The sequence below is a fragment of the Anoxybacillus amylolyticus genome (assembly GCF_001634285.1).
Taxonomy (GTDB): Bacteria; Bacillota; Bacilli; order Bacillales; family Anoxybacillaceae; genus Anoxybacteroides; species Anoxybacteroides amylolyticum.
This window is the reverse complement of record NZ_CP015438.1, coordinates 2,546,148-2,567,967: the sequence shown is the minus strand read 5'-3', so window position 1 is coordinate 2,567,967 and position 21,820 is coordinate 2,546,148. Positions and strand designations below refer to the sequence as shown.

Below are 21,820 nucleotides of genomic sequence, written 5' to 3'. Positions count from 1 at the left end.
ATGTCAGAAGAGTTTGTCACGATTAGCCAGCAAATCGAAAATCCAAATGAAGCGATTGCGCTTTTTGGCATTCATGATGCCCACTTGAAGCGAATCGAACAAGAATTGGCTGTTTCGATTGTGACGCGCGGTGGCGTCGTCAACGTTTCCGGCAGCCACGAACACGTGCAGCTCGTCGATGACGTCTTGCGCCAATTGCTCCGCGTCATTCGTAAAGGAGTTGCGATTAGCGAGCGAGACGTTATGTATGCTGTGCAGATGGCGAAAAACGGAACGATCGAATACTTCTTAGAACTGTATGACGAAGAAATTACAAAAAACGCGAAAGGGAAACCTGTTCGTGTCAAAACGTTAGGACAGCGGCAGTACATTACAGCAATTAAACAGCACGACCTCGTGTTTGGCATCGGCCCAGCGGGAACAGGGAAGACGTACTTAGCGGTTGTGATGGCTGTACAGGCGTTAAAAATAGGGCAAGTAAAGCGCATTATTTTAACGCGTCCGGCTGTCGAAGCAGGGGAAAACTTAGGATTTTTGCCAGGGGATTTAAAAGAAAAAGTCGACCCGTATTTACGTCCGCTTTATGATGCGTTGCACGATGTATTAGGGGCGGACCATACCCAGCGGCTTATTGAACGCGGAACAATCGAAATTGCTCCGCTTGCGTATATGCGCGGTCGCACGTTAGAGGATGCGTTTGTCATTTTAGACGAGGCGCAAAATACGACGCCTTCACAAATGAAAATGTTTTTAACCCGGCTTGGTTTCGGTTCGAAAATGGTCATTACGGGTGATATTTCGCAAGTCGATTTGCCAAAAGGCGTTCCGTCAGGACTTGCGGTCGCCAAAGATATTTTAGCTTTTGTCAACGGCATTTCGTTCGTTTTTCTTGAACAGTCCGACGTCGTTCGCCATCCGCTCGTCGGGAAAATTATTGAAGCGTACGACCAAGCTGGTATATAATAGAAATGTCAGGCCCATCTTGCGCATGGGTCTCTTTTTGTCCAAACTATCAATAGAAAAGGGGAAGAATTATGGCCCTATCCATCGATTGGATTGATGAAACAGGAGAAGTAACAGACGAACAAATTCAAACGCTCGAGCAATTGTTATGCTATGCGGCTGAAGTCGAACAAGTGCCAGACGGTGCGGAGGTGAGCATTTCGTTTGTCGACAATGAACAAATCCGTATCATTAACCGTGACTACCGCGGAAAAGACCAGCCGACCGATGTCATTTCCTTTGCCCTTGAAGAAATGGGAGAGGGAGAAATAGAAATTATCGGTGGAGACATGCCGAAAGTATTAGGCGATATTATTATTTCGCTTCCAAAAGCAAAAGAGCAAGCAACAGAGTATGGGCATTCACTCATGCGCGAACTCGGCTTTTTAGCGGTGCACGGCTTTTTGCATTTACTTGGGTATGACCACGAAACAGAAGAAGACGAAAAAGAAATGTTTGCAAAACAAGAACAAATTCTTGAAAAATATGGATTGAAGCGATAAATGTATGAACAAGCCAAATATTAAATGGAAACGTTTTCTTGATGCGTGGGCAGGAATTGTCGCTGCCGTAAAAGAAGAAGCGCATATGAAATTTCATTTGTTGGCTGCTTTCGCCGTCGTATCGCTCGCCTTTATTTTCCATCTTTCTGTGCAGGAATGGCTTGTGTTGTTAGTTGTTATCGCAATTGTCGTTAGCTTAGAGTTAATCAACACAGCGATTGAACGTGCCGTTGATTTAGTGACAGAAGAGTTTCATCCGCTCGCCAAAGCAGCAAAAGACATTGCTGCGGGAGCAGTACTTGTTGCAGCAGTGATTGCAGGAATTGTCGGAGCAATTATTTTTCTTCCCTACATCATTCCGTAAACAAAGGATAAAATTCTAATTTTTCTGTTAATTTTCTTGCGAAGAGAGATGAAATTTTTCTCAATTTCTTGTAAAATAAAGAAAGAGGCGGTTGCCTCGAAAGGAAGGAAAAGCAGCATGGAAATGACACAATTAATTGCGGAAGCAAAAAAGGCACGGGAATATGCGTACGCCCCCTACTCTAAATTTCAAGTTGGTGCTGCGCTATTAACAACAAATGGTAAAGTATACTATGGGTGTAATATTGAAAATGCGGCGTACAGCTTATGCAATTGTGCAGAACGCACCGCTTTATTTAAAGCCTATTCGGAAGGGGCGCGTGAATACGCCGCGCTTGCGGTCATCGCCGATACTTCCCGTCCAGTTCCGCCGTGCGGAGCGTGCCGCCAAGTCATTGCAGAGTTATGTCCCCCAGATATGAAAGTAATTTTAGCCAATTTGAAAGGTGACGTAACGGAACTAACGGTGAAAGAACTATTACCAGGAGCATTTTCAGCGGAGGATTTGCATGAGTAGAGAAGGATTTAAATCAGGATTCGTTTCTATTATCGGGAGACCGAACGTTGGAAAATCAACGTTTTTAAACCGTGTCATCGGACAAAAAATTGCGATTATGAGCGACAAACCGCAGACGACACGGAATAAAATCCAAGGCGTTTATACGACCGATGATGCTCAAATCATTTTTATTGATACGCCAGGAATTCATAAGCCAAAGCATAAGCTCGGCGATTTTATGATGAAAGTAGCACAAAACGCTTTAAAAGAAGTCGATATTATTTTGTTTATGATCAACGCCGAAGAAGGATTCGGTCGCGGCGATGCCTTTATTATCGAGCGGCTGAAGGAAGTGAATACGCCGGTATTTTTAGTCGTGAACAAAATTGACCAAGTTCATCCAGACGACTTATTGCCACTTATCGATCGCTATCGGGCGCTCTATTCGTTTGCAGAAGTCGTACCGATTTCAGCGCTGCAAGGGAACAATGTCGAAACGCTCATTGAGCAAATTAAATCGTATTTGCCGGAAGGTCCACAGTATTATCCAACCGACCAAGTAACCGACCATCCAGAACGGTTTATTATTGCTGAATTGATTCGCGAAAAAGCGCTTCATTTGACCCGTGAAGAAGTGCCGCATTCGATTGCTGTTGTTATTGATTCCATTGAACGCCGGGAAGACAGCCATACGGTATATGTCGGGGCGACAATTATCGTCGAGCGCGATTCGCAAAAAGGAATTATTATCGGAAAACAAGGTCGAATGTTAAAAGAAATCGGACAGCGCGCGCGCGTAGACATTGAGGCGCTGCTTGGATCGAAAGTATTTTTAGAGCTTTGGGTGAAGGTGCAAAAAGATTGGCGCAATAAACTGTCGCAGCTTCGTGACTTCGGGTTTAGGGAAGATGAGTATTAACAAATTTTATATAACATAAATCATTTGCCGTAATGCCAACCTAATAAATAGCTCGGGCGAGTGTTTATGGCGATTTGCCGACAACACAGAAAGATCCTGCAGGCGGAAAGGTGTGGTTCAATGCTTGAGTTTACGTGGAAGCTGTTCAGCCAAACAGGAAATATCGACACGTATCTCCTTTTTAAAGAGCTTGAAAGAGAGCATCAACCAAACGATGAGCAAGAGCAAGAGTTGACGGAAATGGACCAGCCGATTTTCTAAGCTGCTTTTTTCAGCTTGGTGGTGATTGCATTGTTTGAAAAATGCGAAGCGATTGTACTTCGAACAGTAGATTACGGAGAAACGAACAAAATTGTGACGTTATGGACGAGGGAATGGGGGAAGGTGGCTGTCATGGCTCGCGGTGCCAAAAAGCCGAGCAGCCGCCTTTCGTCTGTCACGCAGTTGTTTACATACGGGTATTATTTAGTGCAAAAAAGCCGCGGTGTTGGTAGCTTGCAACAAGCGGAAGTCATCGATTCGTTGCGCGGCATTCGCGAAAATATTTTCGCTACCGCATATGCTTCGTATATTGTAGAGTTAACGGACAAAGTGACAGAAGAGCAGCGCCCGAACCCTTATTTGTTTGAGTTTCTGTTGCAAACATTAAAATATATGAACGATGGGGTGGATTTAGAAATCCTTACATATATTTATGAAATGAAGATGTTGCGCGTTATGGGGCTATATCCGATGCTTGACTATTGTGCCGTCTGTAAACAAACAGAAGGGACGTTTTCGTTTTCGGTGAAAGAGGGAGGGTTTCTTTGTCATCGTTGCGAAGCGACCGACCCTCATCGGCTGCCGCTTTCTCCGGCGGCGGTGAAGCTGTTGCGTCTGTTTTATTATTTAGATTTGTCACGGCTTGGAAAAATTTCTGTGAAGGAAGAGACAAAAAAACAATTGAACCGCGCCATTTCTGCCTATTACGATGAATACTCTGGTCTTTCATTAAAAACGAAACGCTTTTTGACGCAAATCGAGCAATTAAAAAATTATTTCCAGTAAGCAGGGCTGTGCCGACGAACGGACAGCCCTGTTTCGCGTGCGTCCGGCATGGGTGTAGTCTATAGGGTGAAAGTCCCGAACTGCGAAGGCAGAAGTAGCAGTTAGCTTAACGCAAGGGTGTCCGTGGTGACGCGGAATCTGAAGGAAGCGAGCGGCAAACTTCCGGTCTGAGGAACACGAACTTCATAAGAGGCTAGGTATCATTGGGTGAGTTTGCGCGACAAAACAAAGCCCTTTCTGCCGAAGGTGATATCGAGTAAATGAAGCAGATGGATGGAAGGAAAGACTGCACTCTTACCCGGGGAGGTCTGATTGGAATGCCGAGTTCCCTTGGCAACCTATCCAGTGATGGATAGCTGAACAATCAGAAGTCAGCAGAGGTCATAGTACCATCCTTGCTCGAGAAAGGGTGGGAAGGACTGAACCATGAAGAGAGAACGAAATCTACGCATTCAGTACCTGTGAAGAACACAGACAATCCGAAAGGACTTACTTAGAGGAGGAAGCGGTGAATCCCGTGGGGGACTCTAAGAGGGTGGAGCAGGAACTGGCATAAGGAGAACCTTCGTTCACGTAGAAAGGGAAGCGAAGATGTTAATGGAACGAATCTTGTCACGTGGAAATCTTCTAACGGCGCTCAAACGAGTGGAACAAAATAAAGGAAGTCACGGCATCGATGGAATGTCCGTAAAAGACCTACGAAGACATCTCTATGAAAACTGGGACTCCCTCCGGGAAGAGTTAAGAACAGGAACCTACCAACCTGCACCCGTACGTCGTGTCGAAATCCCGAAACCAAATGGCGGAGTGAGGATGTTAGGAATACCTACCGTGACAGATCGTTTCATTCAACAAGCAATCGCTCAAGTGTTAACCCCAATCTTTGACCCAACCTTTTCGGAAAATAGTTATGGGTTTCGTCCGAATCGGAGGGCTCATGATGCGGTAAGGAAGGCGAAAGAATATATCAAAGAGGGTTACCGCTGGGTGGTCGATATAGACTTAGAGAAATTCTTTGATAAAGTCAATCACGACCAATTGATGGGGATACTCGCCAAGCGAATCGAAGACCGCATCCTACTGAAGTTGATACGAAAATATCTTCAATCAGGAGTCATGATAAATGGGGTTGTCCAAATAACGGAAGAAGGAACACCGCAGGGAGGACCGCTTAGTCCACTTCTATCCAACATTCTCCTAGACCAATTGGACAAAGAGTTGGAAGCAAGGGGGCACCAATTTGTCCGATATGCGGATGACTGCAACATCTATGTGAAGTCATGGAAAGCAGGACAGCGTGTGATGAAATCGGTATCGACCTTCCTCGAACAGCACCTAAAATTGAAGGTAAACAGAGAGAAATCAGCAGTAGACCGTCCGTGGAAACGGAAGTTTCTAGGGTTCAGTTTCACCTTTCACAAAGATCCAAAGGTGCGAATAGCCAAAGAAAGCATGGAACGGCTGAAAAGAAAAATACGAGAAATAACTTCTCGGTCGAAGCCTTATCCGATGGAAGTAAGGGTGGAAAGACTGAACCAATACCTCACAGGATGGTGCGGATACTTCGCGCTAGCAGATACCCCGAGCAAATTCAAAGAAATAGACGAGTGGATAAGAAGAAGGCTGAGAATGTGTGAATGGAAACAATGGAAGAAACCTAAAACAAGAGTTAGAAAGCTGATTGGATTAGGGATTCCAGAATACAAAGCATACGAATGGGGAAACACCAGAAAGAAATACTGGCGAATCGCCCACAGCCCAATTCTACACAAAACCCTCGACAACTCCTATTGGAGCCAACGAGGGCTGAAAAGTCTGTATAATCGCTACGAATTTCTGCGTCAATCTTAGTGGAACCGCCGTATACCGAACGGTACGTACGGTGGTGTGAGAGGTCGGGGGTTAATCACCCCCTCCTACTCGATTAAAGTCGTCTCGACTTTTCGTTTTTTTGAATTTTCGTGATTTCGACTTTGCAAAGTGCGAAATTAAGTTATAATATTTTGATATACGTATGTCTTTTTTAGCTTTTCGTAAGGTGGTGAATGAAAATCGAACTAAATAAGCGCCAAGAGCAAATTTTGCAAATCGTCAAGGATCACGGACCGATTACTGGAGAGAGCATTGCGGAGAAATTAAATTTAACGCGAGCAACGCTTCGTCCTGATTTGGCGATTTTAACGATGGCCGGCTATTTGGAAGCGAGACCGAGAGTCGGCTATTTTTATACCGGGAAAACCGGTACTCAGCTTCTTGCCGATCGGCTGAAAAAACTAAAAGTGTGTGATTATCAATCGATCCCTGTTGTCGTCAATGAAAACGTTAGCGTGTATGATGCTATTGTTACCATGTTTTTAGAAGACGTAGGGACGTTATTCGTCGTTGATGAAGAATCGTTGTTAGCAGGTGTTTTATCACGCAAAGACTTGTTACGTACGAGCATCGGCAAACAAGAGCTTACGTCCATTCCGGTAAATATTATTATGACAAGAATGCCAAACATTACAGTCTGTTATAAAGATGATTTATTAATTGATGTTGCTGATCGGTTAATTGAGAAACAAATTGATGCGATGCCGGTTGTAAAAAAGACGGAAAAAGGATTTGAAGTTATCGGCAGAATTACAAAAACGAACATTACGAAAGCGTTTGTTGCGTTAGCAAAAGATGATTTGTTGTAAGGAGGTTGGGGAATGCAACGTGTCGTATACGTAGTTTCTGACTCAGGGGGGGAAACGGCGGAATTAGTCGTCAAAGCAGCCGCTAGTCAATTTAATAGCTCGATCATTCAATTAAAACGCGTGCCGTACGTCGAAGACACGACAACATTAAAAGAAGTGGTTGCGCTCGCAAAAATGAATGATGCAATTATCGCATTTACGCTCGTTGTACCGCAAATGCGCCAATTTTTAATCGAAGAGGCGCAGCGCGAAGGGGTAGAGGTGTATGATATTATTGGTCCGCTTATCGAAAAAATGCGCGATTTGTTTCAGATGACGCCACGTTATGAACCAGGACAAGTGCGCGTGCTTGACGAAGATTATTTTAAGAAAATCGAAGCGATTGAATTCGCGGTGAAATACGATGATGGTCGTGACCCACGTGGCATTTTACGCGCAGATATTGTGTTAATAGGCGTGTCACGTACATCGAAAACGCCTCTTTCGCAATATTTGGCGCATAAGCGCCTGAAAGTGGCGAACGTCCCGATTGTACCGGAAGTCGAGCCGCCGGAAGAACTGTTTAAAGTATCGCCGGAAAAATGTTTCGGATTAAAAATTAGCCCCGAAAAGTTAAATTCTATTCGCCGGGAACGTCTAAAAGCGCTCGGCTTAGACGATAAAGCAATTTATGCAAATATTGAACGGATTAAAGAAGAATTGGATTACTTTGATAAAGTCATTCAAAAAATCGGCTGCGAGGTTATCGATGTGACAAATAAAGCGGTAGAAGAAACAGCTAACATCATTATGAAAAAACGAAAGTTATAACCGACAAAAACGAGCTGAGCCAACGCCAAGCTCGTTTTGTTTTCCCTTCAAGAAAAAAGCCATCTATTTTCTTATAGCATATTCTCGTCGTTTGTATTATAATAAAAAATTGTGATAAAAGCACGTTTAGAGCGTATAGAGAACGAGTAAACTATGTATAGTTTATTGTCAAGAGGGGAATCGACAAAATTCGGCGATGTCATAGGAGGAGAAGCAGGATTTTCGAGAAACATGTAGAAAATGAATCATATGCACGGCGAGAGTTGACTATTTTTGTCGATGCGGACGCTTGTCCTGTTAAACAAGAAATTTTTTCGCTCGCTCGTCAATATAATGTAGAGAGCGTGTTTGTGTCTTCCTATAGCCATTTTTCGCACGACCAACCGATGAAATGGATATATGTCGATGCAGAAAAGGAAGCGGTGGATTTATACATCGTCAACCATGCGAAAGCGGGAGATGTCGTCGTCACGCAAGATGTTGGTTTAGCGAGCATGCTCGTCCATCGGAATATTTACGTCGTTTCTCCGCGTGGAAACGTGTATGCGGAAGAAGAAATGGGTCATAGGCTCTATGTTCGCTACCTGCATGCGAAACAGCGAAGACAAGGAGTATACGCGAAAGGCATGAAACGTTTTTCCGCGGAAGAACGACAGGCGTTTCGAAAATGTTTCGAAAAAATTTTGTCGAAACTCGCAGGAAAATAGATATAGGTCGAGAATAATACATTACGGAGTTGTTCATATGGGATATCGCCTTCCCGAAGAAACCATTGAAGAAATCCGGCGAGCGGTTGATATCGTCGATGTGATTAGTGAGTATGTCCAGCTGAAAAAACAAGGACGAAATTATTTCGGACTGTGCCCGTTCCATGGAGAGAAAACGCCATCGTTTTCGGTATCTCCAGAAAAGCAAATTTTCCATTGTTTTGGTTGTGGAGCGGGCGGAAATGTCTTCTCGTTTTTGATGGACATCGAAGGGCTATCGTTTGTGGAGGCAGCCGAGCGGTTGGCAATGCGCGCGAACGTGGATTTATCCCATTTATCGCTCCAAGAACAGCCGAAGCGGGCAGCGGAAACGAACGATACAAAAAAAATGATCGAAGCCCATGAACTTTTAAAGAAATTTTATCATCATTTGCTCATAAATACAAAAGAGGGGCAGGAAGCGCTTCACTATTTGCAAACACGAGGTATTTCCTTATCAGCAATCGAACAGTTTGACATCGGCTATTCGCCCCCAGCTTGGGACGTAGCGGTAAAATTTTTAAAAGGCCGTGGATTTTCGTTGGAGCTCATGGAAAAGGCAGGGCTTGTCATTCGGAAAGAAGACGGCAACTATTTTGACCGTTTTCGCAATCGAATCATGTTTCCGATTCATAATCATCATGGGGAAACAGTCGCGTTTTCCGGGCGATCGATTGGAGAGGGACAGCCAAAATATTTAAACAGCCCAGAAACGTCGATTTTTCATAAAGGAAAAATTTTATACCATTTTCACCAAGCAAGACTTCCGATTAGAAAGCAGCAGCAAGCTGTTTTGTTTGAAGGGTTTGCCGATGTCGTTTCAGCAGTGCAAGCAGGGGTCGTAAATGCAGTCGCTACGATGGGGACAGCATTAACCGAAGAGCAGGCACGCATTTTGCGGCGAAACGCGGAAACGGTCGTCATTTGTTATGACGGGGACTCAGCAGGGATGGACGCAGCGGTTCGGGCAGCCGAATTATTAGCACAAGCCGGCTGCCATGTGAAAATTGCAACAATTCCTGATGGGCTTGACCCAGATGAGTATATTTGTCGAAACGGGTCGGAGTCCTTTCATCGAAACATCCTTGAATCAAGCCGCTCTCTTACGGCGTTTAAACTGGCATATTTGCGCAGAGGAAAAAATTTAAAAAATGAAAATGACCAAATTCGTTATATTGATGAAGCGTTGCGCGAAATTAGCCGGCTTTCTTCTCCCGTTGAACGGGACTATTATTTACGTCAGCTCGCGAACGAGTTTTCTCTTTCGTTAGCTGCCTTAGAGCAGCAACTAGAACGTTATAAAAAGAAAGAACATGTTACTCGCGAACGGCACGTGATGCGCCAGCAGCCATTGCAAAAAAAGTTGCTTCCGGCGTTTCATAACGCCGAGCGGATGTTGCTTGCTCATATGTTGCGCAACCGTGACGTCGCTTTTACCGTCCAACAGACGGTCCAAGGCGGATTTAACATCGAGGAACATCGCGCAATTGCTGCTTACCTTTACGCGTTTTATGAAGAAGGGAACGAACCGGACGTTAGTGCATTGCTAGCTCGCGTGCCGAACGAGTTAAAACCGCTTGTAACCGAACTGTCGATGATGCTTATTAATGAAAATCTTTCTTCCCAAGAGTTAAATGACTATATGAAACATGTGTTGAATTACCCAAAATGGTTAAAGCTAAAAGAAAAGGAACAGGAAAAGCTCGAAGCGGAGCGGCAAAAAGATTTTTTAAAGGCGGCACGCATCGCTCAAGAAATTCTGGAAATGAAAAAACAATTGTAGTGTGATGGGAAAGTTTTAGAAGGAAGGTGACGAGATGGCTGAAAAATCAGCTCGTTCAAAACAAGTGGAAACGGATGTAACGTTGGAGCAAGTAAAAGAACAATTAGTGGAGTTAGGGAAGAAACGCGGTGTATTAACATATGAAGAAATTGCTGAGCGGTTAGCAAACTTTGACCTTGATTCGGATCAAATGGATGAATATTATGAATATTTGGCGGAACAAGGAATTGATGTGATTAGCGAATCTGATTTAGAAGACGACCCGGATTTAGATGATTTGAAAGAAGAAGAGTTTGATTTAAATGATTTAACCGTTCCGCCTGGGGTGAAAATTAACGATCCGGTTCGTATGTATTTAAAAGAAATTGGTCGCGTTCCACTGTTATCGGCGGAAGAAGAGATTGAACTTGCCAAACGGATTGAGCAAGGGGACGAAGAGGCGAAACGTCGCCTTACAGAAGCAAACTTGCGCCTTGTCGTCAGCATCGCCAAACGCTATGTCGGTCGCGGCATGCTATTTTTAGACCTCATTCAAGAAGGAAATATGGGATTAATTAAAGCGGTTGAAAAGTTTGACTACCGAAAAGGATATAAGTTCAGCACGTACGCGACGTGGTGGATTCGCCAGGCGATTACAAGAGCGATTGCCGACCAAGCACGGACGATTCGTATCCCTGTTCATATGGTTGAAACGATTAATAAGCTCATTCGCGTACAACGCCAACTTTTGCAAGATTTAGGCCGCGAACCGTCTCCAGAAGAGATTGCAGAAGAAATGGATTTAACGCCGGAGAAGGTGCGGGAAATTTTAAAAATCGCTCAAGAGCCCGTATCGTTAGAAACCCCGATTGGTGAAGAAGACGACTCCCATTTAGGTGACTTTATCGAAGACCAAGATGCGACGTCGCCTTCAGAGCATGCGGCGTATGAGCTATTAAAAGAGCAGTTAGAAGACGTACTTGATACGTTAACAGACAGGGAAGAAAACGTGCTTCGCCTTCGCTTTGGTTTAGATGATGGACGCACGCGTACGCTTGAAGAAGTTGGAAAAGTGTTTGGCGTCACAAGAGAGCGCATTCGCCAAATCGAAGCAAAAGCGCTACGAAAATTGCGCCATCCAAGCCGAAGCAAGCGGCTGAAAGACTTTTTAGAGTAAAACATTCTCTGCTTTTTGAGCAATGCTTAAAAAGCGGGGAATGAATAGTTTACTTCTTTGCGGAGAAGTAAACTATTTTTATTTCGATAGAAAGGTCGATCGGCATGAATGAAAAACGACGTGAAATTATTGTGCACGAAATCGAATATTGGAAACGGTCGCGTCTTCTCCCCGAGCATTATTGCAACTATTTGTTAGCGCTTTACACAGAAGGAGAAGTTGCTCCTTCTGCCGCTCCTAGTCGAAAACGATGGGCGACGGTTCTCTTTATGTTATTCATTTGTTTATTGCTTCCAGCAGGTGTTCTTGTCATTTATTTTACTGAATTATCATTCGTTTTGCAAATGCTCCTTTTGACATTTTTTGTCGGAATTTGTCTAATCGGGATATGGCGGTGGCGAAAAGAAGCACTTGTGCATCTGCCGCTTATTAGTGGAGCATTTCTTTTGTTTCTTGCTACGGTGCGAATAAGCGACTACTACTTTCCAGGATCAAAAATCGTATTATCGTTTGTTGTTTTTTTAAATTGTTTCCTGTGGATAGTAGTCGGAATGCGCTTTCGTTTTTTATATTTAACGATTTCTGGGGTGCTCGGTTTATTATTATTTATGGGGTCGTTCTTTTTTTAAGTAGAAGGAGAGCTGACCAGTCGCCTTCGCTTTTCTTTTTTTGGACGATTTTCTTCAAGATTTTAGATTAGGGCTTTTCCTTCTTGATGATTTACAGTAAAATAAAGTTGTTTATAGCGGTTACATTTAAAGGATGGATACATAAAAGGGAGGTAAATACGATGAATCGCAATCCATTAATCCCGTTTGTACTTATTATGGTATTAGGGATTGGTCTAACGATCGCTCTTTCTTTCAAAGGGCTTGGGGATGCAAAAAAGCTTGCGGAAGAGCAAAAAGGCGGCGCTAAAACAGAAGAAAAAGCGACTGCAGCAAATCCAGAAGAGTTTTATAAACAAACGTGCAGCGCCTGTCACGGAATGAACTATGAAGGCGGTGTCGGTCCGTCGTTAAAAGGTGTAGGAAAACGCCTTTCGTTAGATCAAATTAAAGACGTCATTCAACATGGACGCGGTAACATGCCATCTGGTCTTGTTCCTGCAGACAAAGCAGACGAAATGGCGAAATGGCTATCCAAACTGCAATAACTCTTAAAATCCCTTTGCCTTAGGTGAAGGGGTTTTTTGTTTATGATACAATGAAGGAGGACTGTTATTGGAAGGAAAGGAAGATAGAATGAACGAGGTAAAACTATCGAAGCGATTAGAAACGGTCGTTTCGTTTATCCCTAAGGGTGCGCGTTTAGCCGATATCGGTTCAGATCATGCATATTTGCCGTGCTATGCGTATTTGCACGGATATATTGTGCAAGCTGTTGCTGGAGAAGTGGCAGACGGTCCCTTTCGTTCCGCGGAGCAACAAGTGACTAAAGCCGGATTAAGCGACGTCATTTCTGTAAGAAAAGGCGATGGCTTAGCGGTTATTGAAGCGGGAGAAGTCGATTGCATTACAATCGCTGGAATGGGCGGAACGTTAATTGCGAACATTTTAGAAGCGGGAAAGCAGAAAGTGCAAACGGTAAAGCGACTTATTTTGCAGCCGAATGTTGGCGCACATGTCGTGCGAAAATGGTTGGTTACGAACGGTTGGGAATTAATCGCTGAACGAATTTTAGAAGAAGATGGGCAAATTTATGAAGTGTTAGTAGCGGAAAAAGGAAACCCTTTAAAGCCGTATCGGTATTTTGAGGTAGAATTGTTGGTCGGCCCGTTTTTACGAACCGAACGAAACGATGTTTTTGTGAAAAAATGGTGCAAAGAAATCGAACATTGGCGCCGAATTGTTGCGGAGTTAGACGAAAAGGCGACGACAAAAGAGGGAATGGCGAAGAAAGAAGCGTTAGAACGAAACATTCAATTAATCGAGGAGGTCTTGCGCGATGAGTAAAATTCCAAATGGACAGGAAATCATTCACCTGTTAGAGCAATTTGCTCCGAAACATTTAGCAATGGAAGGCGACCCGATTGGATTGCAAATCGGCTCGCTCAATAAGCCCATTCAGCGCGTAATGGTGACGCTTGACGTGCTGGAGGAAGTGGTGGATGAGGCGATTAAAAAACATGTCGACCTTATCATCGCCCACCATCCGCCATTGTATCGTCCGCTGAAGCAAATCATTACTGACCACGCGCAAGGGAGAATCGTCGAAAAATGTTTAAAACATGATATTGCGATTTATGCTGCCCATACCAATTTGGACATCGCCATAGGCGGTGTAAACGACTGGCTTTCCGAAGCGCTTGGTCTACAAGAAATTGACGTCTTAGTGCCGACGTATGAAGAATCGTTGAAAAAATTAGTCGTCTACGTTCCGGACACCCACGCTCACGCTGTTCGGGAAGCGATTGGAAACGCTGGTGCTGGCCATATCGGAAATTACAGCCATTGCACGTTTAATAGCCGCGGCATCGGGACATTTTTGCCGGAGGAAGGGGCAAATCCGTTTATCGGTGAAAAAGGAACATTAGAAGAAGTGGAAGAAGTACGGATAGAAACTATTTTTCCGGCAGCGCTGCAAAAAAAGGTAGTTGCGGCGATGTTGAAAGCACATCCATATGAGGAGGTAGCGTACGACGTCTATCCGCTAGAAAATAAAGGACGGACATGGGGATTAGGGCGCATCGGATATTTACCGGAAGAAATGACGCTTCGTGCCTTTGCGGAACATGTAAAAAAAGCGCTTGATGTGCAAGCAGTGCGCGTTGTCGGCGATTTACAAGACAAAGTGAAAAGAGTGGCGGTCATTGGCGGAGATGGAAATAAATATATTCGCCACGCGAAAATGAGTGGAGCGGATGTGTATGTTACAGGCGATGTCTATTATCATGTAGCGCATGACGCGATGGCGCTTGGGCTTCACATCGTCGACCCAGGGCATTATGCGGAAAAAGTGATGAAGCAAGGATTGGTTCGCTTTTTGGAACAACAAATCGGAGAGAAGTGGGATGTTTCTATTTTCGCGTCAGCAGTGCATACTGATCCGTTTACGTTTGTATAAAAAGGTGTCCTCATTGGACACCTTTCGTTTTGACTTTCGGTAAAATTTTTTGTAATGGCACTTTGCGTTCGCGTTTCCACGTAGCAGGATTGTTCGGATCAAATTGTTCGAGAAAATCGATGACCTCTTTTGTAATTGGCGTTGGTGTGGAAGCTCCAGCGGTGACAGCGACTTTTTTCGCATCCTTAATCCAGTCAATTTCGATTTCGGTGACGTCGGCGACGCGGTACGCTTTCGTTCCGGCAATTTCTTCCGATACTTGTGCGAGCCGATTCGAGTTATTACTTTTTGGGTCGCCCACGACAATTGTAACGTCCGCCTCTTTGGCTTGCTCTGCGACGGCTTCTTGCCGAAGTTGGGTTGCTAAGCAAATTTCTTTATGCATTTCGACGTGTGGATATTTTTCTTGCACCTTTTCCATAATATGCGCAACGTCCCATTGGCTCATTGTCGTCTGATTTGTGACCATGATTTTTTCGTTGGCGATCCCAAGGTTTTCGACATCGGCGGCAGTTTCGACAAGATGAATGTGTGCCGGGTCAATGCCGACTGCTCCTTCTGGCTCTGGATGACCTTTTTTGCCGATGTAAATAATGTCATACCCTTTTTCGAGTTTTTCCCGAATTAAGTCGTGAGTCTTTGTTACATCTGGGCAAGTGGCGTCAATGGTGACAAGCCCTTTTTCGCGAGCGCGTCTTTTTACTTCTGGTGAGACACCATGGGCAGTAAAAATAACTGTTCCTTGGTCGATTTTTTCTAAAATTTCTAATCGGTTTGCCCCATCGAGTGTAATAATGCCTTCTTCCGCGAACGCGTCGGTGACGTGTTTATTATGAACGATCATGCCTAAAATGTAGATCGGCCGTGGCAACGTTTTATCTAAGGCGACGTTTCGCGCAATCACCATCGCATCAACGACGCCATAGCAATAGCCGCGCGGTGTAATTTTTATGACTTCCATCGGTCCTTCCTCCCTCCGTTTACATCTTTCATTATAACGGAGAATAAGGGGGAAGACAAAAGCAAACTAAATATAAAGCTTCGGGATAGATGGTTTCGGCTCGTTTTTTCGTTTTTCGTTCGGAGCTTGTTTCACTGTCGGGAGTTCGCGTGGGAAAGATTGTTTTTCTTTTTTCGCTTCTGTTTTTTCCTTCTTCTCTTCGCTTGTATCGGTTGTTTTTAGTTCTTTCCATATTTTTATCATGGCTGGCAAATTTTTAACGAGCGGTCCGTATTGTTGAACCATTGGCATGACGTTTTGCGCAATGCCAAGCATTTTTTGCACATTGGTCAGCATTTCACTAATTCCGCCGCCTGCGCTGCTTGCACCGCTCGCCATCGTCTGCATTGGCAGCGCGCGAAAAGGAGAAGCTGCTTGGCCGCCAGAAAATAGGCGGGATAGCAATCCGCCGCCTGCTCTTGGGGCACTGTAAAACGGCTGCGTTGGAAACGGAGAGCGTTGGAAGGAAAACGGGCGCGCGGATGGAGGGGGAACCATTGGTGGTCGCATCATCTTTTTTCCTCCTTTCTAACTACTTTCTATCATACAGTATGCGAATATCACAGAAAATGTTTTTTCCGAAGTGCCTATTGTTGCGAGAAGAAATGAAAATCCGCTATAATGGTAAATCGGGTTTGTTTGCCAAGAAAGGAGATGAGCGTGTGAAAGAAACGTTGTTTGAACGGTTTTCGTTTCAGCCTTTTATTATAGAAGCGATTCAAACGCTACGGTTTTATCAACCGACAGAAATTCAAGAACGCGTGATTCCGAGCGTCCTTCGTGGCGAAAGTGTCATTGGGCAATCGCAAACAGGGACAGGAAAGACGCATGCGTACGTATTGCCAATTATTAATAATATCGATCCGTCACGCGATCACGTACAAGCTGTCATTACAGCGCCGACAAGAGAGTTAGCAACCCAAATTTACCACGAAGTGCTCAAAATAACGAAACACTGTCCGAAAGACGCTCCGATTACGGTTCGCTGTTTTATCGGAGGGACAGACAAGCAAAAGGCGATTGAAAAATTAAAAAAACAGCCGCACATTGTCATTGGGACTCCTGGGAGAATTAACGACTTAATTCGCGAGCAGGCGCTGTTTGTCCATACGGCTCAGACGTTAGTCGTTGACGAAGCAGATTTAATGCTTGATATGGGCTTTATTGCTGATGTTGACCGAATTGCCGCAAGGATGCCGAAAGAATTGCAAATGCTTGTTTTTTCCGCGACGATTCCAGAAAAGCTAAAACCGTTTTTAAAAAAATATATGGAGAACCCGAAATACGTTCATGTTGCACCAAAACAAGTGGCGGCCGAAAACATCGAACACGTGCTCGTTCCACTTCGCCATCGCGACAAACTAAAATTATTGCATGAGATGCTTATTGCCTATAATCCGTATTTGGCAATCGTCTTTACGAATACGAAAAAACGAGCGGACGAAGTGGCGGATGCATTAAGTGAAAAAGGGCTAAAAGTTGGGATTTTGCACGGCGATTTAACGCCACGAGAACGAAAAAAAATGATGAAGCAAATTCGTGACCTTGAGTTTCGATTCATCGTCGCGACAGACTTAGCAGCACGCGGCATCGATATTGAAGGAGTTAGCCATGTCATTAACTATGAATTGCCGAGCGATTTAGACTTTTACGTGCATCGCGTCGGACGCACGGCGCGTGCTGGCTATACAGGAATTGCCACGACCATTTATGAACCTTCCGACCAAGATACGTTGACAAAGTTAGAGAAGAAAGGGATTGCGTTCATCCATCGTGACCTTGTGCGCGGAGAGTGGGAAGACTTGTCTCCTTGGAACCAGCGGAGCAAGCGGGCAAAACAAAGCGACGATATCCAACAACTGTTAAAAAAAGTAAAACCGAAGCAAGTAAAACCAGGATATAAGAAAAAACTACAAGAACAACTCGAAAAACAAAAGAGACGCCTAAAGAAAAAATAAAGAATGACGCAACGAAGGGGAGATGGAGATGTTGAAAATCGGCTCGCATGTGTCGATGAGTGGAAAAAAAATGTTGCTTGCAGCGAGTGAAGAAGCGGTTTCTTATGGGGCTACGACGTTTATGATTTATACTGGCGCCCCGCAAAATACGCGGCGAAAAAAAATCGAAGAACTAAACATTGAAGCGGGTCTTGCTCATATGAAAGAGCATGGCATTGAAGAAATTGTCGTACACGCCCCTTACATTATTAACATTGGAAATACGGTAAACGCTGATACGTTTCAGCTCGGGGTTGATTTTTTACGGGCGGAAATTGAACGAACAGCTGCGATCGGTGCAAAGCAAATCGTTCTTCATCCAGGTGCGCATGTCGGAGCGGGAATAGATGCAGGGATTAAGAAAATTATTGAAGGGCTCAATGAAGTCATCTCTCGTGAGCAACCGGTGCAAATCGCGTTAGAAACGATGGCGGGCAAAGGCTCGGAATGTGGCAGCCGATTTGAAGAGATCGCCAAAATTATTGATGGCGTTGTGCATAACGAAAAGCTATCGGTTTGTTTCGATACGTGCCACGTCCATGACGCTGGGTACAATATCGTCGATGATTTTGACGGAGTGCTAGAGGAATTTGACAAAATTATTGGCTTAGACCGGCTAAAAGTATTGCATATTAACGACAGCAAAAACCCGCGCGGCAGCCGCAAAGACCGCCATGAAAATATAGGGTTTGGTCATATTGGGTTTGAAACGCTCAATTACATCGTGCATCATCCAAGCCTTTCCGACATTCCAAAAATTTTAGAGACACCGTACGTTGGCAATGATAAAAACGAGAAAAAACCGCCATATCTTTTTGAAATCGCGATGTTGCGCGCGAAATCGTTTGATGAAGAAGTGTTGGAAAAAATTAAGCGATCTCCGCTGTGAGATCGCCTTACTTTTTGTTGACAAACTTTAAAAACAGCTCATTTGCTTGTTTCGCTGTTTGTGGGGACGTAATTTTTGCTAATTCTCGCACCCATTTTGCTCGTTCTTGAGGGTTAAATACGTTAATTTTATTCGTGCGGGCGATATGAATAATTTTTTTTGCCTCCTCGATCGTTAGCGGGATGCCATAATCGTGGCTATAGGATACAAGTTCTTCCGGAGTAATCGTTTTTATTTTTTGGTTAATGAGTTGCTGGTAAAGGTTCATGCTAGCGACCTCCTTTCCATCTATGTGTATCGTATGAAACGAGGAGGTAGAATGTGTTATAGTATATAAAGAAAAGGGGGGATACGATTGATTCAGAAGCAGCATAAAAAAGAAAGTACAGGGCATGTGCTGTACCGGCTGTTGCTGATTTTGCTTGGCGTGTCGTTAGCAGCGCTTGCCATCGAACGGTTTTTAGTGCCAAATCAAATCATTGACGGGGGAATTATCGGCATTTCGCTTATTTTAGATTATATTTTGCCGGAAAAATGGCCGTTTTTAAATTTCGCGACGCTTGTCGTGCTACTAAATGCTCCGTTTATGTATTACGGCTATAAGCAAATTGGGAAAACGTTTATGCTTTCATCTATTTTTGGCATTGTTTGTTTAGCGGTCGTCGAGCGGATGTTTCATCATATGGAGCCGTTGACGAAAGAACCGATTTTAGCGACCGTGTTTGGTGGACTTACGTTAGGCGTTGGCGTGGGACTTGTCATTCGCCACGGCGGTTCGTTAGATGGAACAGAAATATTAGGGATTTTATTAACGAAAAAGCTCCCTTTTTCTGTTGGTGAGTTTGTTATGTTTATGAATATTTTTATTTTCGGCTGGGCAGCGTTTGTCTTTGGGCTAGAGCAAGCGATGTATTCGGTTATGGCGTATTATATTGCGTTTAAAACGATTGATACAGTCATCGAAGGACTAGATGAAACGAAAGCAGTCATTATTGTATCGGACCAGTATGAAGATATTTCGGATGCGATTTTGCATCGACTTGGACGCGGCACGACGAAGCTGCAAGGGAAAGGCGGCTATACCGATGCGCAAAAAGAAGTCATTTATGCCGTCGTAACAAGGCTTGAATTGACGAAGTTAAAAGCGATTGTGTATGAACTAGACCCACATGCGTTTATTACGATTATGAATACGCACGAAGTAAGAGGGGCGAAGTTTAAGTCCGCAATTCATTAACGTTCGTTTACAAACGAATTGGTTTCCGCTATACTATATTCGCCAGTAAATCGTAATCATTCTTAAATAACAGGGGAGACGCTATGAGAAAGGAAGAAGCGTTAAAAGTAGAGCACTTGTCGTTTCGCTATGAAAAAGAGAATGTGTTAGAAGAGGTGACGTTTTCTGTTCCAAAGGGGGCGTTTTTAGGATTAGTTGGTCCGAACGGTTCTGGAAAATCAACGTTGTTAAAATGTATTTTAGGTTTATTAAAACCACAGCAAGGAAACATTTTTTTATTTGGTACACCGATTTCGGAATTTAAAGAGTGGCATCGTGTCGGATTCGTGTCGCAAAAAGCGAATAGTTTTAATACCGGCTTTCCGGCAACAGTCGAAGAAGTCGTTGCTAGTGGACTAACGGCTAAGCTCGGTCTTTTCCGCTTTTTTACGCGTAAGGAAAAGGAAGCGGTAAAAGAGGCTATCGAAGCGGTTGGAATGGCGAAGTTTCAAAAGCAAAACATCGGGGAGTTGTCAGGAGGCCAGCAGCAGCGTGTCTTTATCGCTCGGGCGATTGTTAGTAAGCCGGAGCTATTAATTTTAGATGAGCCGACGGTCGGTGTCGACGTTCATCATGTCCAGAGCTTTTACAACATGTTAGAGGAATTAAACCGCCATCTTGGCATCACGCTTGTGTTAGTGACGCACGACGTTGGAACGATTACCGAAAAAGTAACACATGTCGCATGTTTAAATAAGCATTTATATTTCCACGGGAAAGCTGCGGAGTTTGCTGAGTTGCAAGCCGATGATTTGTCTGCCTTTTACGGGCATCATTTGCACGTGCTTTCCCACCAACATTAGGGGGATTATAATGATTGAAGCAATGTTTCAATATGAGTTTTTGCGCAACGCCTTTTTTGCTGGCGTATTGATTGGAATTGTTGCGCCGCTATTAGGGGTGTTTATCGTCGTCCGGCGCTTATCGTTAATCGCGGATGCGTTGAGCCATGTGACGCTGGCTGGTATTGCTGCTAGTTTATTGCTGGAGAAAAAAATGGGAATGTTCAGCTGGAATCCGCTATATATGGGGATGGGGTTTTCTGTTGCTGGGTCGCTTTTGATTGAAAAATTGCGCAGCGTTTATAAACATTATCAAGAATTAGCGATTCCGATTATTCTATCGGGCGGAATCGGATTAAGCGTCATTTTTATTTCATTGGCAAACGGATTTAATACGGATTTGTTTTCCTATCTGTTTGGTAGCGTGAGCGCCGTAAGCCAGCAAGATGTGTGGGTTATTGTAATCATTGCGTTTGTCGTTGCGGCAACGATTGGGTGTTTATATAAAGAATTGTTTCTTCTTTCGTTTGATGAAGAATATGCGCTTGCTTCCGGCATTCGGGCGAAAGTGATTCATTTTGTGTTTATTATCTTAGTGGCGTTAGTGATTGCCGCCTCGATGCGCATTGTCGGCATTTTGTTAGTGTCGTCGCTGATGACGCTTCCGGTTGCCGCTAGCATTCGCGTGGCAAAAGGATTTAAGCAAGCGATTGTGTATTCTGTTTTGTTTGGGGAAACGGCGGTGATTGCCGGATTGTTTTTGTCGTATGCGCTAGATTTGGCGCCGGGCGGAACGATTGTAATGCTTTCTGTTTGCATTTTACTTATCGCAATTTCGTGGAAAAAATGGAGAAGGGGATAAGGAAGATGAATGTTGCGCAAGCCATTCAGCTGATGAAAGAAAAGGGGTTTAAGCATACGGGCAAGCGGGAAGAAATGCTGCACTTGTTTTCGCGGACAGATAAATATTTAACAGCAAAAGACGTATTGGAGGCGTTAAAAAACGATTATCCCGGCTTAAGCTTTGATACGATTTATCGCAATTTATCGCTATTTGTTGAGCTGGGCATTTTAGAAATGACGGAGTTGTCTGGCGAGAAGCATTTCCGTTTTAAGTGCGATAGTGCGCATCACCATCATCACTTTATTTGCATGGAATGCGGTAAGACGAAAGAAATTGCTACATGCCCGATGGGGGAATTGCAAGAGCATTTGCAAGGCTATGAAGTGGCGGATCATAAATTTGAAATATACGGAAAGTGCCCGGAATGTCAACGGGATATCTCGTATTAGGGAGATAT

At 44.1% G+C, this 21,820-nt stretch carries 26 protein-coding genes; 23 read left to right on the top strand and 3 right to left on the bottom strand.

Features of this window, described 5'->3' with window-relative positions; translation table 11 throughout:
• The 17 genes from GFC30_RS13165 (at position 1) to GFC30_RS13090 (ending at position 14,575) form a co-directional block, all read left to right on the top strand.
• Positions 1–963, top strand: a complete 963-nt coding sequence (locus GFC30_RS13165; RefSeq protein WP_066326254.1) for a PhoH family protein — start codon at positions 1–3, stop codon at positions 961–963.
• Between the two features lie 71 nt (positions 964–1,034).
• Positions 1,035–1,505: an rRNA maturation RNase YbeY gene (gene ybeY / locus GFC30_RS13160; RefSeq protein ID WP_066326248.1), complete on the top strand. Its 471-nt coding sequence runs from the start codon at positions 1,035–1,037 to the stop codon at positions 1,503–1,505.
• Positions 1,506–1,509: 4 nt separating this feature from the next.
• A complete protein-coding gene (locus GFC30_RS13155; RefSeq protein ID WP_066326246.1) occupies positions 1,510–1,869 on the top strand; it encodes a diacylglycerol kinase family protein in 360 nt (119 codons plus the stop codon).
• A 117-nt stretch (positions 1,870–1,986) separates the two neighbouring features.
• Complete coding sequence (locus GFC30_RS13150) at positions 1,987–2,385, top strand: cytidine deaminase (RefSeq protein WP_066326244.1); 399 nt, start codon at positions 1,987–1,989, stop codon at positions 2,383–2,385.
• The gene (gene era / locus GFC30_RS13145) at positions 2,378–3,286 is read left to right on the top strand and encodes a GTPase Era (protein ID WP_066326242.1); all 909 of its coding nucleotides are present in this window, start codon (positions 2,378–2,380) and stop codon (positions 3,284–3,286) included. Before GFC30_RS13150 ends, era begins: the two co-directional genes overlap by 8 nt.
• Before the next feature lie 120 nt (positions 3,287–3,406).
• Entirely contained in the window at positions 3,407–3,547 is a 141-nt protein-coding gene (locus tag GFC30_RS16665; RefSeq protein ID WP_084256355.1) for a YqzL family protein, read from the top strand.
• Positions 3,548–3,577: 30 nt separating this feature from the next.
• Positions 3,578–4,333, top strand: a complete 756-nt coding sequence (recO, locus tag GFC30_RS13140) for a DNA repair protein RecO (RefSeq protein WP_066326240.1) — start codon at positions 3,578–3,580, stop codon at positions 4,331–4,333.
• Between the two features lie 591 nt (positions 4,334–4,924).
• Positions 4,925–6,184, top strand: coding sequence for a group II intron reverse transcriptase/maturase (ltrA, locus tag GFC30_RS13135; protein WP_066322684.1), 1,260 nt, complete (start codon positions 4,925–4,927; stop codon positions 6,182–6,184).
• A gap of 194 nt (positions 6,185–6,378) precedes the next feature.
• On the top strand, positions 6,379–7,014 hold the full coding sequence (locus GFC30_RS13130; protein ID WP_179946276.1) for a transcriptional regulator CcpN: 636 nt from the start codon (positions 6,379–6,381) through the stop codon (positions 7,012–7,014).
• Between the two features lie 12 nt (positions 7,015–7,026).
• Positions 7,027–7,824 (top strand): pyruvate, water dikinase regulatory protein, encoded by a 798-nt coding sequence (locus GFC30_RS13125; RefSeq protein WP_066326239.1) that lies wholly within the window; start codon positions 7,027–7,029, stop codon positions 7,822–7,824.
• 263 nt (positions 7,825–8,087) lie between these two features.
• On the top strand, positions 8,088–8,531 hold the full coding sequence (locus GFC30_RS13120) for a YaiI/YqxD family protein (protein ID WP_066326238.1): 444 nt from the start codon (positions 8,088–8,090) through the stop codon (positions 8,529–8,531).
• 37 nt (positions 8,532–8,568) lie between these two features.
• Positions 8,569–10,353 (top strand): DNA primase, encoded by a 1,785-nt coding sequence (gene dnaG / locus GFC30_RS13115; protein ID WP_066326237.1) that lies wholly within the window; start codon positions 8,569–8,571, stop codon positions 10,351–10,353.
• 34 nt (positions 10,354–10,387) lie between these two features.
• Positions 10,388–11,509, top strand: coding sequence for an RNA polymerase sigma factor RpoD (rpoD, locus tag GFC30_RS13110; RefSeq protein WP_066326236.1), 1,122 nt, complete (start codon positions 10,388–10,390; stop codon positions 11,507–11,509).
• Between the two features lie 104 nt (positions 11,510–11,613).
• On the top strand, positions 11,614–12,138 hold the full coding sequence (locus GFC30_RS13105; RefSeq protein WP_066326235.1) for a hypothetical protein: 525 nt from the start codon (positions 11,614–11,616) through the stop codon (positions 12,136–12,138).
• 161 nt (positions 12,139–12,299) lie between these two features.
• On the top strand, positions 12,300–12,665 hold the full coding sequence (cccA, locus tag GFC30_RS13100; protein WP_066326234.1) for a cytochrome c550: 366 nt from the start codon (positions 12,300–12,302) through the stop codon (positions 12,663–12,665).
• A gap of 88 nt (positions 12,666–12,753) precedes the next feature.
• The gene (locus tag GFC30_RS13095) at positions 12,754–13,464 is read left to right on the top strand and encodes a tRNA (adenine(22)-N(1))-methyltransferase (protein ID WP_066327402.1); all 711 of its coding nucleotides are present in this window, start codon (positions 12,754–12,756) and stop codon (positions 13,462–13,464) included.
• Positions 13,457–14,575 carry a Nif3-like dinuclear metal center hexameric protein gene (locus GFC30_RS13090; RefSeq protein ID WP_066326233.1) on the top strand — a complete coding sequence of 373 codons (1,119 nt, stop codon included), beginning with the start codon at positions 13,457–13,459 and terminating at the stop codon, positions 14,573–14,575. The genes GFC30_RS13095 and GFC30_RS13090 overlap by 8 nt, the downstream gene beginning before the upstream one ends.
• A gap of 10 nt (positions 14,576–14,585) precedes the next feature.
• Here GFC30_RS13090 and GFC30_RS13085 read toward each other — a convergent pair whose 3' ends face one another.
• Complete coding sequence (locus tag GFC30_RS13085) at positions 14,586–15,536, bottom strand: 4-hydroxy-3-methylbut-2-enyl diphosphate reductase (RefSeq protein WP_066326232.1); 951 nt, start codon at positions 15,534–15,536, stop codon at positions 14,586–14,588.
• Positions 15,537–15,602: 66 nt separating this feature from the next.
• Entirely contained in the window at positions 15,603–16,088 is a 486-nt protein-coding gene (gene vrrA / locus GFC30_RS13080; RefSeq protein ID WP_066326231.1) for a VrrA/YqfQ family protein, read from the bottom strand.
• A gap of 149 nt (positions 16,089–16,237) precedes the next feature.
• On the opposite strand from vrrA, the gene GFC30_RS13075 reads away from it, so the two are divergent.
• Both GFC30_RS13075 and GFC30_RS13070 read left to right on the top strand, forming a co-directional pair.
• Positions 16,238–17,533, top strand: coding sequence for a DEAD/DEAH box helicase (locus tag GFC30_RS13075; protein ID WP_066327400.1), 1,296 nt, complete (start codon positions 16,238–16,240; stop codon positions 17,531–17,533).
• Positions 17,534–17,561: 28 nt separating this feature from the next.
• Positions 17,562–18,461 carry a deoxyribonuclease IV gene (locus tag GFC30_RS13070; protein ID WP_066326230.1) on the top strand — a complete coding sequence of 300 codons (900 nt, stop codon included), beginning with the start codon at positions 17,562–17,564 and terminating at the stop codon, positions 18,459–18,461.
• 7 nt (positions 18,462–18,468) lie between these two features.
• On the opposite strand, the gene GFC30_RS13065 is transcribed toward GFC30_RS13070, so the two are convergent.
• On the bottom strand, positions 18,469–18,729 hold the full coding sequence (locus tag GFC30_RS13065) for a DUF2624 domain-containing protein (protein ID WP_066326229.1): 261 nt from the start codon (positions 18,727–18,729) through the stop codon (positions 18,469–18,471).
• Between the two features lie 87 nt (positions 18,730–18,816).
• Here GFC30_RS13065 and GFC30_RS13060 point away from each other — a divergent pair, with 87 nt between their 5' ends.
• The 4 genes from GFC30_RS13060 to GFC30_RS13045 all read left to right on the top strand — a co-directional run bounded on the left by GFC30_RS13060 (position 18,817) and on the right by GFC30_RS13045 (position 21,812).
• The gene (locus tag GFC30_RS13060; RefSeq protein ID WP_066326228.1) at positions 18,817–19,698 is read left to right on the top strand and encodes a YitT family protein; all 882 of its coding nucleotides are present in this window, start codon (positions 18,817–18,819) and stop codon (positions 19,696–19,698) included.
• Between the two features lie 83 nt (positions 19,699–19,781).
• On the top strand, positions 19,782–20,540 hold the full coding sequence (locus GFC30_RS13055; RefSeq protein WP_066326227.1) for a metal ABC transporter ATP-binding protein: 759 nt from the start codon (positions 19,782–19,784) through the stop codon (positions 20,538–20,540).
• Between the two features lie 10 nt (positions 20,541–20,550).
• A complete protein-coding gene (locus GFC30_RS13050; RefSeq protein ID WP_066326226.1) occupies positions 20,551–21,381 on the top strand; it encodes a metal ABC transporter permease in 831 nt (276 codons plus the stop codon).
• Positions 21,382–21,386: 5 nt separating this feature from the next.
• Positions 21,387–21,812, top strand: coding sequence for a Fur family transcriptional regulator (locus GFC30_RS13045; RefSeq protein ID WP_066326225.1), 426 nt, complete (start codon positions 21,387–21,389; stop codon positions 21,810–21,812).
• Positions 21,813–21,820: the final 8 nt, after the last annotated feature.